This window comes from Enterobacter cloacae complex sp. ECL414, from assembly GCF_021869685.1.
Lineage (GTDB): Bacteria > Pseudomonadota > Gammaproteobacteria > Enterobacterales > Enterobacteriaceae > Enterobacter > Enterobacter kobei.
On the sequence record NZ_CP091481.1, the window covers coordinates 3,481,938 to 3,497,960 of the forward strand.

General features: G+C 55.8%; 14 protein-coding genes. 3 read left to right on the top strand and 11 right to left on the bottom strand.

All coding sequences use genetic code 11. The features are described 5' to 3' along the window. Positions 1-5: 5 nt before the first annotated feature. Complete coding sequence (guaB, locus tag L3068_RS16655; RefSeq protein ID WP_014884799.1) at positions 6-1,472, bottom strand: IMP dehydrogenase; 1,467 nt, start codon at positions 1,470-1,472, stop codon at positions 6-8. Positions 1,473-1,631: 159 nt separating this feature from the next. Between guaB and xseA the strand changes: the two genes are divergently transcribed. The 3 genes from xseA to L3068_RS16670 are packed head-to-tail and all read left to right on the top strand — an operon-like array spanning position 1,632 to position 4,434. Further along, positions 1,632-3,005, top strand: a complete 1,374-nt coding sequence (gene xseA, locus L3068_RS16660) for an exodeoxyribonuclease VII large subunit (RefSeq protein ID WP_063862013.1) — start codon at positions 1,632-1,634, stop codon at positions 3,003-3,005. Between the two features lie 58 nt (positions 3,006-3,063). Further along, a complete protein-coding gene (locus L3068_RS16665) occupies positions 3,064-4,083 on the top strand; it encodes a M4 family metallopeptidase (RefSeq protein ID WP_117580729.1) in 1,020 nt (339 codons plus the stop codon). Then, positions 4,084-4,434 (top strand): protealysin inhibitor emfourin, encoded by a 351-nt coding sequence (locus L3068_RS16670; protein WP_014884802.1) that lies wholly within the window; start codon positions 4,084-4,086, stop codon positions 4,432-4,434. It begins immediately after the preceding gene. Here the strand turns inward: L3068_RS16670 and L3068_RS16675 are convergent. From L3068_RS16675 to rlmN, 10 genes are all read right to left on the bottom strand, one after another. After that, positions 4,431-4,652 carry a zinc ribbon domain-containing protein gene (locus tag L3068_RS16675; RefSeq protein ID WP_014884803.1) on the bottom strand — a complete coding sequence of 74 codons (222 nt, stop codon included), beginning with the start codon at positions 4,650-4,652 and terminating at the stop codon, positions 4,431-4,433. The genes L3068_RS16670 and L3068_RS16675 overlap by 4 nt on opposite strands. Before the next feature lie 50 nt (positions 4,653-4,702). Continuing rightward, positions 4,703-5,737, bottom strand: a complete 1,035-nt coding sequence (locus tag L3068_RS16680; protein ID WP_047026867.1) for a Gfo/Idh/MocA family oxidoreductase — start codon at positions 5,735-5,737, stop codon at positions 4,703-4,705. A 58-nt stretch (positions 5,738-5,795) separates the two neighbouring features. Continuing rightward, a complete protein-coding gene (locus tag L3068_RS16685) occupies positions 5,796-7,340 on the bottom strand; it encodes a peptide MFS transporter (RefSeq protein ID WP_023331072.1) in 1,545 nt (514 codons plus the stop codon). 299 nt (positions 7,341-7,639) lie between these two features. Then, on the bottom strand, positions 7,640-9,112 hold the full coding sequence (gene der / locus L3068_RS16690) for a ribosome biogenesis GTPase Der (protein ID WP_014884806.1): 1,473 nt from the start codon (positions 9,110-9,112) through the stop codon (positions 7,640-7,642). 112 nt (positions 9,113-9,224) lie between these two features. Then, positions 9,225-10,403 carry an outer membrane protein assembly factor BamB gene (gene bamB / locus L3068_RS16695; RefSeq protein WP_014884807.1) on the bottom strand — a complete coding sequence of 393 codons (1,179 nt, stop codon included), beginning with the start codon at positions 10,401-10,403 and terminating at the stop codon, positions 9,225-9,227. Positions 10,404-10,413: 10 nt separating this feature from the next. Beyond that, positions 10,414-11,034, bottom strand: coding sequence for a YfgM family protein (locus L3068_RS16700; protein WP_014884808.1), 621 nt, complete (start codon positions 11,032-11,034; stop codon positions 10,414-10,416). Between the two features lie 13 nt (positions 11,035-11,047). Beyond that, a complete protein-coding gene (gene hisS / locus L3068_RS16705) occupies positions 11,048-12,322 on the bottom strand; it encodes a histidine--tRNA ligase (protein WP_023337625.1) in 1,275 nt (424 codons plus the stop codon). 80 nt (positions 12,323-12,402) lie between these two features. Continuing rightward, positions 12,403-13,521, bottom strand: coding sequence for a flavodoxin-dependent (E)-4-hydroxy-3-methylbut-2-enyl-diphosphate synthase (gene ispG / locus L3068_RS16710; RefSeq protein WP_023337626.1), 1,119 nt, complete (start codon positions 13,519-13,521; stop codon positions 12,403-12,405). Between the two features lie 26 nt (positions 13,522-13,547). After that, positions 13,548-14,555, bottom strand: a complete 1,008-nt coding sequence (gene rodZ, locus L3068_RS16715; RefSeq protein ID WP_014884811.1) for a cytoskeleton protein RodZ — start codon at positions 14,553-14,555, stop codon at positions 13,548-13,550. A gap of 292 nt (positions 14,556-14,847) precedes the next feature. Further along, positions 14,848-16,014: a dual-specificity RNA methyltransferase RlmN gene (gene rlmN, locus L3068_RS16720; protein WP_014884812.1), complete on the bottom strand. Its 1,167-nt coding sequence runs from the start codon at positions 16,012-16,014 to the stop codon at positions 14,848-14,850. Positions 16,015-16,023: the final 9 nt, after the last annotated feature.

Genomic DNA, 16,023 nt, shown 5'->3' on the forward strand with positions numbered 1-16,023 from the left:
AAAAATCAGGAGCCCAGACGATAGTTCGGGGACTCTTTGGTGATCGTCACGTCGTGAACGTGGCTCTCCTGGATACCCGCACCGCTGATGCGTACGAATTCCGCTTTGGTACGCAGCAGGTCAATGGTACCACAGCCGGTCAGACCCATACAGGAGCGCAGGCCGCCCATCTGCTGGTGAATGATCTCTTTCAGACGGCCTTTATAAGCAACGCGGCCTTCGATACCTTCCGGCACCAGTTTGTCAGCGGCGTTATCGGTCTGGAAGTAACGGTCAGAGGAACCTTTGGACATCGCGCCCAGGGAGCCCATCCCACGATAGGATTTGTAAGAACGGCCCTGGTAGAGTTCGATTTCACCCGGGGATTCTTCGGTACCGGCCAGCATGGAGCCCACCATCACGGCAGCAGCGCCCGCGGCGATGGCTTTCGCGATGTCGCCAGAGAAGCGGATACCGCCGTCAGCGATAACCGGAATACCGGTGCCTTCCAGCGCTTCAACCGCGTCAGACACAGCGGTGATCTGCGGAACGCCCACGCCGGTGACGATACGGGTAGTACAGATAGAGCCTGGACCGATACCTACTTTCACCGCGCTGCAGCCGGCATCAGCCAGCGCACGAGCGCCTGCGCCTGTTGCCACGTTGCCGCCGATGATCTGCAGGTCCGGGTACTTAGCACGGGTGTCACGAATACGCTGCAGAACGCCTTCGGAGTGGCCGTGAGAGGAGTCGATCAGCAGGACGTCAACGCCCGCAGCCACCAGCGCATCAACACGCTCTTCGTTACCGGCACCGGCACCAACCGCTGCACCCACGCGCAGACGGCCATGCTCGTCTTTACAGGCGTTAGGTTTACGTTCTGCTTTCTGGAAATCTTTCACGGTGATCATGCCGCGCAGATGGAAGTTCGCATCGACAACCAGCGCTTTCTCAACGCGTTTTTCGTGCATTTTCGCCAGCACTACGTCGCGGGTTTCACCTTCGCGAACGGTCACCAGACGCTCTTTTGGCGTCATGTAGACGCTGACAGGCTGGTTCAGGTCAGTCACGAAGCGCACGTCACGGCCGGTGATGATGCCAACCAGCTCGTTATCTTCGGTCACAACCGGGTAACCGGCGAAGCCGTTACGTTCGGTCAGGGCTTTCACTTCGTGCAGGGTGGTGGTTGGCAGAACGGTCTGAGGGTCAGACACAATGCCGGATTCATGTTTCTTCACGCGGCGAACTTCTTCCGCCTGACGCTCGATAGACATGTTTTTATGGATAAAGCCAATGCCGCCTTCCTGTGCCAGGGCGATAGCCAGGCGCGCTTCAGTCACGGTGTCCATTGCCGCGGAGAGCATAGGAATGTTCAGACGAATGGTTTTCGTCAACTGCGTGCTGAGGTCGGCAGTATTCGGCAGAACGGTGGAATGAGCGGGAACGAGGAGGACGTCGTCAAACGTCAGTGCTTCTTTAGCGATACGTAGCATGGGCAATATCTCTGACCTGGGTGGTTAAATATTGCCGTGGCATTATACAGAGCGTAACCGATTGCATCTACACTTTTTTAAAAAAAATGCTTGCGATTGCCTCTCAGCAGGTTACTATCGACTGAATAACTTGCTGATTTAGAATTTGATCCCGCTCACATGTTATCCTCTCAATCCCCCTCAATTTATACCGTCAGCCGCCTGAATCAGACGGTGCGTTTGCTGCTTGAGCAGGAAATGGGGCAGGTCTGGATCAGCGGTGAAATCTCTAACTTCACGCAGCCCTCTTCCGGCCACTGGTACTTTACCTTAAAAGACGACACCGCCCAGGTGCGCTGCGCGATGTTCCGCAACAGCAACCGCCGCGTGACGTTTCGTCCGCAGCACGGCCAGCAGGTTCTGGTTCGCGCCAATATTACCCTGTATGAACCGCGCGGTGATTATCAAATTATCGTCGAGAGCATGCAGCCTGCGGGCGAAGGGCTGTTGCAGCAGAAGTATGAGCAGTTAAAAGCAACGCTTTCTGCCGAGGGGCTTTTCGACCAGCAGTTTAAAAAACCGCTGCCCTCTCCTGCCCACTGCGTTGGGGTTATCACCTCAAAAACCGGTGCGGCACTGCATGATATTTTACACGTCCTCAAGCGTCGCGACCCTTCCCTGCCTGTCATCATCTACCCGACCGCCGTGCAGGGCGACGATGCGCCGGGCCAGATTGTGCGCGCCATTGCGCTGGCCAACGCGCGCCACGAGTGTGACGTACTCATCGTCGGGCGCGGTGGCGGCTCGCTGGAAGACCTGTGGAGCTTTAACGACGAGCGCGTGGCGCGGGCAATCTTTGCCAGCCTTATCCCGGTCGTGAGTGCCGTCGGGCATGAAACGGACGTGACGATAGCCGATTTTGTCGCGGATTTACGTGCGCCTACGCCTTCCGCGGCGGCAGAAGTGGTGAGTCGTAACCAGCTGGAGCTGCTGCGTCAGATCCAGAACGGCCAGCAGCGCCTTGAAATGGCGATGGACTACTTCCTCGCCAACCGTACCCGTCGCTTTACCCAGCTTCATCATCGTCTGCAGCAGCAGCACCCGCAGCTGCGCCTGGCGCGTCAGCAGACGGTGCTGGATCGTCTGCGCCAGCGCATGAATATCGCGCTGGATACTCAGCTGAAACGCGCGGTTTCGCGCCAGCAGCGCGTGACGCAGCGCCTTAACCAGCAAAATCCGCAGCCGAAAATTTACCGCGCACAAACGCGGATTCAGCAGCTGGAGTTTCGTCTGGCGGAGACTCTCCGCGCCCGGCTGAGTACCACCCGCGAACGTTTTGGCAATGCGGTGACCCATCTTGAAGCGGTCAGCCCCCTCTCCACGCTGGCGCGCGGCTATAGCGTCACCACCGCGACGGACGGGAAAGTGCTGAAACAAACCAAACAGGTCAAAGCCGGGGATGTGCTGACCACCCGCCTGTCTGACGGCTGGGTAGAAAGCGAAGTGAAATCAATTAAACCGGTGAAAAAGACGCGTCAGCGCAAAACCGGATAATTCTTCGCCGGTTACTTACTATACTGCAGCTATTCCCTTTTTTAATAAGGAGAGCTGCATGACCCATCTTTATAGCGTTATTCCCCCTTATATTCTGCGTCGTATTATCGAAACGGGTTCCGAGCCGCAGCAGCGCTGCGCCCGTCAGACCTTAACCCACGTGCAGACGTTAATGGCCCATATGCCGGGCAAGCCCGCCGCCCCGCACGTGAATAAAGCCGGTCAGCTTGAGCGCGATATTTACGATGCGAAGCAAACCCAGGAGCTGCCGGGTACCCAGGTGCGTTATGAGGGTCAGCCGTCGAATGGCGATGTCGCGGTCGATGAAGCCTACGCGTATTTAGGGATTACCCATGATTTCTTCTGGAAAGAATATCAGCGCGATTCACTCGATAATAAAGGGCTTATTTTGACCGGGACCGTTCACTACGGCCGGGAATATCAGAACGCCTTCTGGAATGGTCAGCAGATGGTATTTGGCGACGGCGACGGGGAAATATTTAATCGCTTCACGATTGCCATTGACGTGGTGGCGCACGAGCTGAGCCACGGCGTAACCGAGACCGAGGCCGGACTGATCTATTTTGAACAGTCGGGCGCGCTAAACGAGTCTCTCTCTGACGTGTTTGGCTCGCTGGTGAAACAGTATCATCTGAAGCAAACCACCGATAAAGCAGACTGGCTGATTGGTGAAGGGCTGCTGGCCGCAGGAATTAACGGCAAAGGGCTGCGCTCGATGTCTGAACCCGGCACCGCCTACGATGACCCGCTGCTCGGCAAAGATCCGCAGCCCGCGCACATGAAAGATTTCATTAAAACGCGCGAGGATAACGGCGGCGTGCATCTGAACTCCGGTATCCCCAACCGGGCGTTTTATCTGGCCGCGACGGCGATCGGCGGTCACGCATGGGAAAAAGCGGGTTATGCCTGGTACGACACAGTTTGCGATCGCAATCTGGCGCAGGATGCAGATTTTGAGGCCTTTGCAAAACTAACGATCGCGCACGGAGAGAAACGCTCCGGTAGCGACGTCGGAGCGGCCATAAAACAAGCCTGGGAACAGGTGGGAGTGCTGTAAATGCAGGTTCCGGAACTGACGGATGACGCCGTAGTTGAGCTGGCCCGGGAAGGCGGCGTCGCTTTTATTCCTAAGCTGAGCGGTCAGCGCACCATCGCGCTGTCCTCGCTCAATGAAGCCCAGCGCCAGCGCCTGGTGAGCATCCTGGAGCAGGCGTTTCCACGCGGCCAGCCGCCCGGGCAAGCCACGTCACCCGGCAGCGGTGACCAGCGCTATTTCCGCATCCAGATTATCTGGACCGGGCAGAATCAGGCACATTATGCCGATATCATCGTGCTGGTGCCCGAGCAGGAAGCACCCGAGTCGCTGGTCGAACTGTGGCAGAAAGGCGAAGGCTGCGTGTGTGATTAACGTTCTGCCGGAATAAACTCCACGCGCTTTTTAGAGATTAAGCCGTGGCCGTTCTGGCAGAAATAATCCACCGCGCCACAGGCTTTTAAAACCTGGAGCGGCTGATGGCACTCCGGGCAACGGGCTTCAAGCGCAATGTCTTTGTTACAGTTCTCGCAGTGCGCCACCCCATTCTGGGGCTCCAGCGTTGCCTGGCAATCCGGGCAGGTAATCGTCATGGTGACTCCTTCAAAGCATCCAGGTCTGGGGTAATTTTACCACGTTGCGTTCAGTGCGGACCACGCAACTGTTGCTGCAAGGTCAGCAGCAGCGCAACTTCCTCGATCCGACGGCGCGTGGTACGGCTCACCTCCTGCGGATCCCGCTCAAACAGACTTTTATCGCCAAGAATATGTCCCGCAAGACAGTGCTCGTAGATTGTGCCGGGGAGAGACCAGCGCTGGATATCATCCCCCTCAATGACCTCCAGCACATCTTCCGCGCCGCGCCGGTCATGACTGATGGTGCGCCCGTCACGCAGATGCAGACGCAAGCCTTTTTGCCCGCCCGCAGGTCCTGCGTATTTGTTAAGCCAGATGTCCACCGGTACGCCGCTGATGCTTCCCTGAAGATGCGCTTCACCTTCTGCCGTGGTCAGGTCTCCTTTTGCAATAGCGCGGCCCAGACGGTCTTTAGCGGCAACGACCTGTAGCGTCATCTCCTCATCGCCCCCCAGAAAGCACATCGTTTCACGCAGCATCGCCAGCACATGCGTACCGATATCCAGAATCACGCCATCAGGGTGACGAAGCGTTCTGGTATCCGGTTCACCGGTGGAGAAATTAAGCGCGATGGGTTCGCCGACAGCGTTATACCCGCTTGGCTCCTGCAAAAAGCCTTCAATTCTGACGACGTCAGAAAAATGATCGACCAGCGAGCGCTTCACCGTTTCGATGCGCGCCATCCAGTGGTCGAGCGCCAGCACGCGGGATGCCGCACCGGGCGTGGCCAGCAGCGCATTAAGCTTATCTATTTGGGGAAGCGTGGCGACAATCGGTTTTTCTATCACAATCCGGGAGATCGGTGAGGCGATCGCCTGCTCAAGCACCTCAAGATGGTGCAGCGATGCGGTAGTGATAAAGAGGGTATCAAGCGGGGTGGCAAGCAGTTCCGCAAGCGAGGCGCAGCGCGTCACGCCTTCAGGGTGCTTTGCCGGGAGAACATCAAACCCGAAACAACGAACCGGGCGGCCATACAGGTTACGCAATGCGGGCAGATACGCTGTCTCCACTACCGCACCAAGACCAACAAATCCTAACTGCATATTTTCACCTCAGGGAATAACGTGCCGGGGCGTAACGCCAGCCCCGGCACGCTGAGGTTTATGAGGCGCTAGCTGCCGGTTTCGTTTGCGCATTTTCCAGCATACGACGCACCGGAACAATGAGGACGATCAGCACCGCGGCACAAATCAACAGCGCGATGGAGCAGCGGGCGAAGAGATCCGGCAGCATGTCCAGCTGGTCGGCCTTCACGTGACCGCCGATCAGGCCGGCCGCCAGGTTACCCAAGGCACTGGCGCAGAACCACAGACCCATCATCTGGCCGCGCATTCTTTCCGGCGCCAGCAGGGTCATGGTCGCCAGACCGATCGGGCTCAGGCACAGTTCACCCAGCGTCAGCATCAGGATACTGCCCACCAGCCAGAACGGCGACACCCCCGCCCCACCGTTGCTCAGTACATTCTGTGCCGCCAGCATCATCAGGCCAAAGCCCGCTGCCGCACACAGAATACCGATCACGAATTTGGTGATACTGCTCGGGCGGATGTTCTTCGTCGCGAGCTTCGGCCATGCCCAGCTGAACACCGGGGCCAGCAGGATGATGAACAGCGCGTTAATCGACTGGAACCAAACCGCCGGGATTTCAAAATCACCGATCATGCGGTTAGTGTAGTCGTTGGCAAACAGGTTGAACGAGGTTGGCTTCTGCTCAAACGCAGACCAGAAGAACGCCGCTGAGACCAGCAGAATAAAGCACACCAGCAGTCTGGCGCGTTCTTTACGGTTCAGGCCAGCAAAAACAAACAGATAAATAAAGTAGAGGGCAACAGACGCCGCAATCACGTAGACCAGCACGCTGGCTACCGCGACCGGGTTAATCACAATCACGCCCTGCGCAATCAGCGTCACGAGCGTTGCCACACCTGCCGCCAGCACCAGCAGCCAGATGCCCACGCCATTACGCTTCACCACCGGACTGTTCCAGGTGGAATCCAGACCGACTTCGCTGTCGTAGCGTTTCATCGCCGGAACCGCAAACACGCGGAAGATAATCAGCGCCACCAGCATCCCGATGCCGCCAATACCAAAGCCCCAGTGCCAGCCGTGGGTTTTAATCAGCCAGCCGGAAATCAGCGGGGCAATGAACGAGCCCATGTTGATGCCCATATAGAACAGCGAGAAACCGCCGTCACGACGCGCATCGCCTTTTTTATACAGAGTCCCCACCATGACCGAGATACAGGTCTTGAACAGGCCAGAGCCGAGCACGATGAACATCAGGCCGATAAAGAACAGGTTGTCACCCATGATGGCCGACAGCGCAATCGACAGGTGGCCGAGCGCAATCAGAATTGAACCGTACCAGACGGCTCTCTGCTGCCCAAGCCAGTTATCCGCCAGCCAGCCCCCCGGCAGCGCGGCCAGGTACATGGTCCCGGCAAAGATACCGACAATCGCCGAGGCGTTTTCACGGGCCAGGCCCATCCCGCCGTCATAGACGGTGGCGGCCATAAACAGGATCAGTAACGGACGAATGCCGTAAAACGAGAAACGCTCCCACATCTCGGTGAAAAACAGTGAACCGAGCGGATACGGATGGCCGAAGAACGTTCGGCTCTCTTTTTGATTAACAGAGGATTGCATAATTCTCCCGAAAGGTATGTGTCGTGCTTGTAAACACCAGCAAGTACGCCGGCCAGTTACGTATCTGACCGATTTTTTACATGCGGCGAAAAGTTAGTTAACCATTTGATAACCAGAAACTAGTTTTGTCTAGTACCGGGCCCGGGACTTTAAGACGAAAATTCGACGATTGTCTACTTTCTTAGTTTTAAACATGGTTAAAAGTGAATAGTGATTGACATCACACAGAGAAAACCGGCGGTATGATTGGGCAAAAAAAAGCCCGCAACATGCGCGGGCTTTTGTGAGTTCAGCAAAGCTTATTTGCTTTTCTTAATGTGCTTAATCAAACGCTTACGCTTACGCATCTGGTTCGGCGTCAGGGTGTTGCGCTTGTTAGCGAACGGGTTTTCCCCTTCCTTGAACTGGATGCGGATAGGCGTGCCCATCACGTCCAGCGATTTACGGAAGTAGTTCATCAGATAGCGCTTGTAGGAATCCGGCAGGTCTTTCACCTGGTTGCCGTGGATCACCACGATTGGCGGGTTATAACCCCCGGCGTGAGCATATTTCAGCTTCACGCGGCGACCGCGTACCAGCGGCGGCTGATGGTCTTCCGCAGCCATATTCATGATGCGGGTCAGCATGGCGGTGCTCTGACGGCGGGTGGAGCTGTCATAGGCTTCACGCACGGATTCGAACAGGTTACCGACGCCGCTGCCGTGCAGGGCAGAAATAAAGTGCACGCGCGCAAAGTCGATAAAGCCCAGACGGAAGTCGAGGGTCTCTTTCACCTGCTCGCGCACTTCATTGCTCAGGCCATCCCATTTGTTGACCACGATAACCAGTGAGCGCCCACTATTGAGGATAAAGCCGAGCAGAGAGAGATCCTGATCGGAGATTCCTTCACGCGCATCAATGACCAGCATAACGACGTTGGCATCTTCAATCGCCTGCAGGGTTTTGATAACGGAGAATTTTTCCACCACATCGGTGATTTTCCCGCGCTTACGTACCCCGGCGGTGTCAATGAGGACATACTCACGTTCATCGCGCTGCATCGGGATGTAGATGCTGTCGCGCGTGGTGCCAGGCATGTCGTAAACGACCACGCGCTCTTCACCCAGAATACGGTTAGTAAGTGTAGACTTACCTACGTTTGGACGCCCCACGATAGCCAGCTTGATTGGCAGATCCTGCGGATTGAAGTCATCTTCAGGCTCTTCTTCGCCCTCAACGCCCTCTTCAAACTGCGCCCAGTATTCAGCGTCTTCGTCCACCTCTTCCGGCGGGTTAACTTCATCAACCCATGGCAGCAGAACGGTTTCCAGCAGGCTGGTCACGCCGCGCCCGTGCGATGCCGCAATGGGATAGATTTCACCCAGGCCTAAAGACCAGAAGTCCGCAACGGCCTGATCGGCATCGATACCGTCAGTTTTGTTCGCCACCAGGAAAGTGGGCTTTTCACGCGAGCGCAGGTGTTTGGCGATGGCGGAGTCTGCCGGCATCAGGCCAGCGCGCGCATCCACCATAAACAGCACCACGTCCGCTTCTTCAATCGCCAGCAATGACTGTTCCGCCATGCGGGTTTCAACGCCGTCCTCTGTACCGTCAATACCACCGGTATCAATACAGATGAACTCGCGTCCTTCCACCTCTGCACGACCGTACTTACGGTCACGCGTCAGCCCCGGGAAATCCGCAACCAGCGCATCACGGGTGCGTGTTAAACGGTTAAAAAGAGTGGATTTTCCAACGTTAGGGCGCCCGACAAGCGCGACCACAGGTACCATGTTTGAAGCCTCATAAAATTCAAATAAACGTCGCATTCGCGGCGTTTTTAAAAATGTCAAAACGGCTCCTGAGTGAACAGGAGCCGTTTAGTATACTACAACCGCCGGGTAATTAACGCGTGATCGCGTACAGCGTACCGTCTTTTGCCTGAATCAGCAGTTTGCCGTCAGCCACAACCGGATCGGTCAGGAAACCAGAGCTGTCGACTTTTTGCTGTGCAACAAAGCGGCCGTTATCCGGATCAATCCAGTGCATATACCCTTCGCTGTCGCCTACCACCAGGCTACCGTTGTACAGTGCTGGCGCGGTCAGCAGACGGTGCAGCAGATCGCTTTGCGTCCACAGGGTCACGCCGCCTTCAGTGCTCAGTGCCAGCAGACGGTCGTTCTGGTCAACCATATAGATACGGTTACCGTCCACGATGAAATCATTTACAGAACCCAGTTCACGTTTCCACATGATCTGGCCGCTGCGCAGATCCAGCGCGGTGAGGTTACCGTTATAGGCCAGCGCGTAAACCACACCGTCTACGATGACCGGCGTTGTGTCGACGTCGCTCAGACGGTCAATTTCCGTTGAGCCTGTAGCCTGAGAGATACGCTGCTGCCATATCATCTGACCCTGCTGCATCAGCACGGCACTCACGCGACCGTTATCACCGCCTACAATTGCTGCACCGAATGCGGTAGCAGGCGCGGATTCACCGCGCAGAGAGAGCGCAGGCATGTCAAGGTTAACGGTCCATTTCACCAGACCGTCCGCTTCGTTCAGCGCCTGCAGCTGGCCGTTACTGGTATGAATCAGCACCAGGCCGTCGCTCACGACCGGGCGAGACAGGGATTCACCGGCCACGGTGGTTTGCCAGGCAATGGAGCCGTCGCTGGTGTTCAGGGCATAAACCTGCGCCTTTTCGCTACCCACGTAAACATGACCACCGGCAACCGTCAGGCCGCCAGACAGCAGTGCAGGTTTACGGGAGAACCAGCCATCTTTTTCCGCCAGGTTAACAGACCAGACTTCTTTTCCGTCATCAGCATTGACCGCTTTCACGGTACCTTTACGATCGGCGGCATAAACAACGCTGTCCGCAAAGGCAGGATGAAGGTTGGAATAAAAGTCACCAATACCATTACCAACGGAGACATCCCACGCGGTAGAAGGGGTAAACTGGTTTTCAACCGTCGGCAGTGGGGACATTTTTACAACGTCTTCTTCGCCACTGAACAGTGAACAACCACTCAATAACGTAACAGAAAGCAGTCCTGGCAGAAGTAATTTACGCAATTGCATCGGGTCCCTCTCAGACGGACAAATTATTTATTTTCATCTGCATCATTTCGCTCAGCGCAGGTGAAGCTTTGCTATCCACGCCAGCTTGCCACGCTTTACGCGCGCCCGCTTTGTCACCTTTGCTCAGCAGCGCTTCACCGCGCAGATCGGCAACGATGGCAGCAAAACCTTCGCCTTTAACGGTATCGAGCGTTTTCAGCGCATCGTCAGCTTTTTTCTGCTGAACCTGAATACGTGCCAGGCGCAGATTAATCACTGCTTTCAGGTTTTCATCGCTGGCAGCAGCAAGACCCTGAGTCAACTGAGCAACAGCTTTATCCAGTTCGTTCTTATCAACGTACTGCTGAGCCACTTCCAGCGCAGCCAGCGCGCCGTAGGTGTTTTTGTTGTCAGCAGCAAATTTCTCTGCCGCAACCAGCGTTTGTGGCTGATCGGCACGGATCGCACTCACGGTATTTTCATAGGTCAGAGACGCGCCGCGCGCGGTATCCGCCTGATGATTGTTCCAGTAACGCCAGCCAATCAGCGCGCCCACACCTAAAATCACCCCAACAACCAGCGCTTTGCCGTTCTCAACAAAGAAGCGTTTAATCGCGTCGACCTGATCGTGTTCGTTCTCGTAAATTTCCACGCAGTCTTTCTCCTTAGCCCAATAGAGTGCGCAAATGCGCCGCAACGCCGTCCTGCGTTACCGTTGTTTGCTCACCAGAGCGCAGGTCTTTAACTACCACTTCGCCGTTAGCCACTTCGGACTCACCCAGCACCAGTGCAATACTTGCGCCCCACTTATCGGCACGAGCAAACTGTTTTTTGAAGTTGCCGCCGCCATGATTGGTCATCAGCTTAACGCCCGGCAGCGCATCGCGCACGCGTTCGGCAAGCTGCATCGCCGCAGACTGCGTTTCCGCGCCTGAGGCCACCAGGTATATATCGACAACGGAATCTGCTTTAAATTCCGGATTAACAGCCTGAACTAACAAAACAAGTCGCTCAAGGCCCATCGCGAAGCCAACGGCAGGTGCCGCACGGCCACCCAGTTGCTCAACCAGACCGTCATAACGACCGCCGGCACACACGGTGCCTTGTGAACCGAGGCTGGTGGTCACCCACTCAAACACGGTGCGGTTGTAGTAGTCCAGGCCGCGCACCAGACGCTGGTTCACGGTGTAGGCAATGCCCGCCGCTTCAAGCAGCTTGCACAGGCCGGTAAAGTGTTCGCGAGACTCGTCGTCCAGATAGTCACCCAGTGCAGGTGCATCATTCAGCAGCGCCTGCACATCGGGGTTTTTGGAATCCAGCACGCGCAGCGGGTTGCTGTACATGCGGCGTTTGCAGTCTTCGTCCAGCTTGTCTTTATGCTGTTCCAGGAATGCAACCAGCGCATCGCGATAGTTCGCACGCGCTTCCAGAGAACCGATAGAGTTCAACTCCAGCGAAACGTGCTCAGCAATACCGAGCGCGCGCCACCAGCGGGCCGTCAGCATAATCAGTTCGGCGTCGATGTCCGGACCCTGCAGGCCAAACACTTCCACACCCAGCTGGTTGAACTGACGATAACGACCTTTCTGCGGACGTTCGTGGCGGAACATCGGGCCGATATACCACAGGCGCTGCTCCTGATTGTACAGAAGACCATGTTCGATGCCGGCGCGTACGCAGCCCGCCGTCCCTTCCGGACGCAGAGTCAGGCTGTCGCCGTTGCGGTCCTCAAAGGTGTACATCTCTTTTTCAACCACATCGGTCACTTCGCCGATCGCGCGTTTGAATAACGGGGTCTGCTCTACAATCGGCAAACGGATTTCGCTGTAACCGTAGCTGCCGAGCACCTGCTTCAGTGTGCCTTCAATGCGCTGCCAGATGGCGGTTTCGCCAGGCAGGTAATCGTTCATGCCGCGGATGGCTTGAATGTTTTTTGCCACGTTTATTCTCTTTCTATATACAAAAAAAACCCAAAGAATGGGTTCAATCATACATGGGAAGCGGCACGCTTCCCATCACGTTATTTTTCAACCTGCTGAACGCTGATACGCTGTGTCTCGTCCATCATCGCGGCTTTAGCGCGGATGCGAGCTTCGAGCTGGTCGATCATGTCACTATTATCCAGACGATCTTTACGAACGCCATCTTCATAGAGACCACTTTTCTTGTTACCGCCGGTCACGCCCAGTGTGGACACCAGCGCTTCACCCGGACCGTTCACCACGCAACCGATGATGGAGACGTCCATCGGGGTGATGATATCTTCCAGACGCTGCTCCAGGGCATTCACCGTACCGATCACATCAAATTCCTGACGCGAGCAGGTTGGGCAGGCAATGAAGTTGATCCCACGCGCACGAATACGCAGTGATTTCAGGATATCGAAACCGACCTTGATCTCTTCTACCGGATCGGCCGCCAGCGAAACGCGCAGGGTGTCACCGATCCCTTCAGAGAGCAGCAGTCCCAGACCGATCGCGGATTTGACAGAACCGCTACGCAGGCCACCCGCTTCGGTGATCCCGAGATGCAGAGGCTGATCGATCTGTTTTGCCAGCAGGCGGTACGACTCCACCGCGAGGAATACATCGGACGCTTTTACGCTAACTTTGAACTGATCGAAGTTAAGACGATCGAGATGATCGACATGGCGCATCGCGGATTCGAGCAGCGCCTGCGGCGTGGGTTCACCGTATTTTTCCTGCAGATCTTTTTCCAGCGATCCCGCGTTGACACCGATACGGATAGGGATATTTTTGTCACGGGCGCAGTCCACCACCATGCGGATGCGCTCTTCGTTACCGATGTTGCCCGGGTTAATACGCAGGCAATCAACACCGTATTCGGCCACTTTCAGCGCGATACGGTAGTCGAAGTGGATATCCGCTACCAGCGGAACGCTGACCTGCTGTTTGATCAGCTTGAACGCCTCTGCGGCATCCATGGTGGGCACGGAGACGCGAACAATGTCCGCGCCTACACGCTCTAATGCTTTGATTTGATTGACCGTTGCTTCCACGTCCGTGGTGCGCGTGTTGGTCATCGACTGAACGGCGATGGGTGCTCCATCGCCGACTGGCACATTCCCAACGTAAATCCGTTTCGATTTTCTACGTTGAATCGGAGCCTGGTTATGCATGAAAAATCTCCCGCGTTGCCCGTCTGTTACTGTGCTGCTGATTGTTCGGCATTAACGGTAAGACGTGCAACCTGGTTAGTTCTGATAAAGCGGCTCAGGTCGACAGGTTTTCCTTGATACTGGATCTGTACCGCTGCCGGAGCGCCGATTTTAAGTTTGTAAGGTGCCTGACCCGTTAGGTTTAACGTGCCATCTTTCCGCTGCAGGCCGCTAAACAGTTTTTTACCTGTCGCGTCAGTGACTTCCAGCCAGCAGTCGGCAGTGAATTTCATCACCAGCGCGTTTGGATCGGCTGCTGGTGCGGCAGTAGCCGCCGGGTCGGTAGGCAGGGATGCCGCGGTATTGTCCGTTGGCTGAGTCGCCGCAGGCGCGTTCGCCGCAGTATCAACATTCGCCTGAGAAGGGGCAACGACCGCGTTCTGATCCTGAGCCTGAGGCGCAGCGGTGTTAGCCGTGGCTGCCGGAGCCTGCGCCGCATCGGTTGCCGGAGCCGTTGTTTGCGGCTCGCTTGAGGTGGCTGCACCGTCGGTGTTCAGCGGGACGCTCTGAGCGCCACCATTCCCTGCCTGATTGAGTTCAGCAGAGGATTGATCGGCCATGGTGGTGATCTCTTCCTGCTGCGCCTTATGGTTTTGCCACCACCACGCGCCGGTCAGGCCGATCACCACAAACAGCACCAGCCAGGTAAAGCTCATCAGCCAGCCATCACGTTTTTTACGACGTTTCCCCAGGGAGAAAGTTTGCATCGGCGCCACTTTCGCTGCGCGAACCGGTGCCTGCTTCTCCATCATTGGCAGTAATTCGTTTTCGGGGATGTGCACCAGTTTTGCGTAAGAGCGGATATAACCGCGCAGAAATGTTGAAGCCAGATCGGCAGGCGCCTTATCTTCTTCAATATCGCGAACCGTGGAAACCTTCAGGCACAAGCGTTCTGCAACGGCTTGCTGGCTGAGTCCGAGTTGTTCACGGGCGTTGCGAAGACGAACGCCAGTGGAGAGTGCTTCATGTTGGTCGTGAGTGGCTTCAGTATTCATTCGCTACAACTACTGGTACGTGAAAAAAAGGGTTCAGGTGCCGGTGAGTCACAATGCCACCCGCACCGCGAAACTTCAGGTCAGTTAACCTTGAACAGACAGTATAAGACTGTCAGCCCGGAGATGACAGTACAGCCCTGCCCGAACGGCTAAACTGTTGTTACGTCGTTACATACTGCCCGAAAGTCGGATGAAACGCACCGTAATTATTGATCAGTCTTCACGAATCTGACTGATTATTCAGTAAGATTATGCATCACGGCGCAGATAATGCGCCGTGAGTGCATAATAATCAAACAGCTTTGACCGCAATCGTCTCACCCTGCATGCGTTTACGCAGGGTACGTTTGGTTCGGTCAATGACATCGCCAGCCAGTTGTCCACACGCTGCATCAATATCATCACCACGGGTTTTACGCACGATAGTGGTGAAACCATACTCCATCAGTACCTTGGAGAAACGGTCGATACGGCTGTTTGAACTACGGCCATACGGCGCCCCCGGGAACGGGTTCCATGGGATCAGGTTGATTTTGCATGGCGTATCTTTCAGCAGCTCAGCCAGTTGATGCGCGTGCTCGGTACCGTCGTTAACGTGGTCAAGCATCACGTACTCGATGGTGACGCGGCCCTGGTTGGCGTTGGATTTCTCCAGGTAGCGGCGCACGGCAGCGAGGAAGGTTTCGATATTGTACTTTTTGTTGATCGGTACAATTTCGTCACGAATTTCATCGTTTGGTGCGTGCAGAGAGATAGCCAGCGCAACGTCAATCATGTCGCCAAGCTTATCCAGCGCAGGGACAACGCCTGACGTCGACAGCGTCACACGACGCTTGGACAGGCCGAAACCGAAGTCATCCAGCATGATTTCCATTGCCGGTACCACGTTAGTCAGGTTCAACAGCGGCTCACCCATCCCCATCATCACCACGTTGGTGATAGGACGCGTACCGGTCACTTTTGCCGCACCGACGATTTTCGCCGCACGCCAGACCTGGCCGATAATTTCAGAGACACGCAGGTTACGGTTGAACCCTTGCTGTGCGGTAGAGCAGAATTTGCACTCCAGCGCGCAGCCCACCTGGGAGGAGACACACAGCGTGGCGCGGTCTTCTTCCGGGATGTAGACGGTTTCAACGCGCTGATCGCCTACGGCAATCGCCCATTTGATGGTGCCATCGGCAGAGCGCTGCTCTTCCACCACTTCCGGGGCGCGGATTTCAGCCACTTCTTTGAGCTTGTTACGCAGCACTTTGTTGATGTCAGTCATTTCATCAAAGTTGTCGCTGCAGTAGTGGTACATCCATTTCATCACCTGATCGGCACGAAACGGTTTCTCACCCATATCTTTAAAGAACTCGCGCATCTGCTGACGGTTCAGGTCCAGCAGGTTAATTTTTCCATTTTTATTGGGAACCGCAGGAATGGCGACTTCGGAGGTATTCACTAATTCAGACATAATATTTTC

Bases quoted from the DNA above. Each gene is read 5' to 3' on its own strand.
- rodZ (WP_014884811.1), bottom strand. From the start codon at position 14,555: ATGAATACTGAAGCCACTCACGACCAACATGAAGCACTCTCCACTGGC.
- L3068_RS16665 (WP_117580729.1), top strand. From the start codon at position 3,064: ATGACCCATCTTTATAGCGTTATTCCCCCTTATATTCTGCGTCGTATT.
- L3068_RS16675 (WP_014884803.1), bottom strand. From the start codon at position 4,652: ATGACGATTACCTGCCCGGATTGCCAGGCAACGCTGGAGCCCCAGAAT.
- bamB (WP_014884807.1), bottom strand. From the start codon at position 10,403: ATGCAATTGCGTAAATTACTTCTGCCAGGACTGCTTTCTGTTACGTTA.
- L3068_RS16680 (WP_047026867.1), bottom strand. From the start codon at position 5,737: ATGCAGTTAGGATTTGTTGGTCTTGGTGCGGTAGTGGAGACAGCGTAT.
- xseA (WP_063862013.1), top strand. From the start codon at position 1,632: ATGTTATCCTCTCAATCCCCCTCAATTTATACCGTCAGCCGCCTGAAT.
- ispG (WP_023337626.1), bottom strand. From the start codon at position 13,521: ATGCATAACCAGGCTCCGATTCAACGTAGAAAATCGAAACGGATTTAC.
- rlmN (WP_014884812.1), bottom strand. From the start codon at position 16,014: ATGTCTGAATTAGTGAATACCTCCGAAGTCGCCATTCCTGCGGTTCCC.
- guaB (WP_014884799.1), bottom strand. From the start codon at position 1,472: ATGCTACGTATCGCTAAAGAAGCACTGACGTTTGACGACGTCCTCCTC.
- L3068_RS16670 (WP_014884802.1), top strand. From the start codon at position 4,084: ATGCAGGTTCCGGAACTGACGGATGACGCCGTAGTTGAGCTGGCCCGG.
- L3068_RS16685 (WP_023331072.1), bottom strand. From the start codon at position 7,340: ATGCAATCCTCTGTTAATCAAAAAGAGAGCCGAACGTTCTTCGGCCAT.
- der (WP_014884806.1), bottom strand. From the start codon at position 9,112: ATGGTACCTGTGGTCGCGCTTGTCGGGCGCCCTAACGTTGGAAAATCC.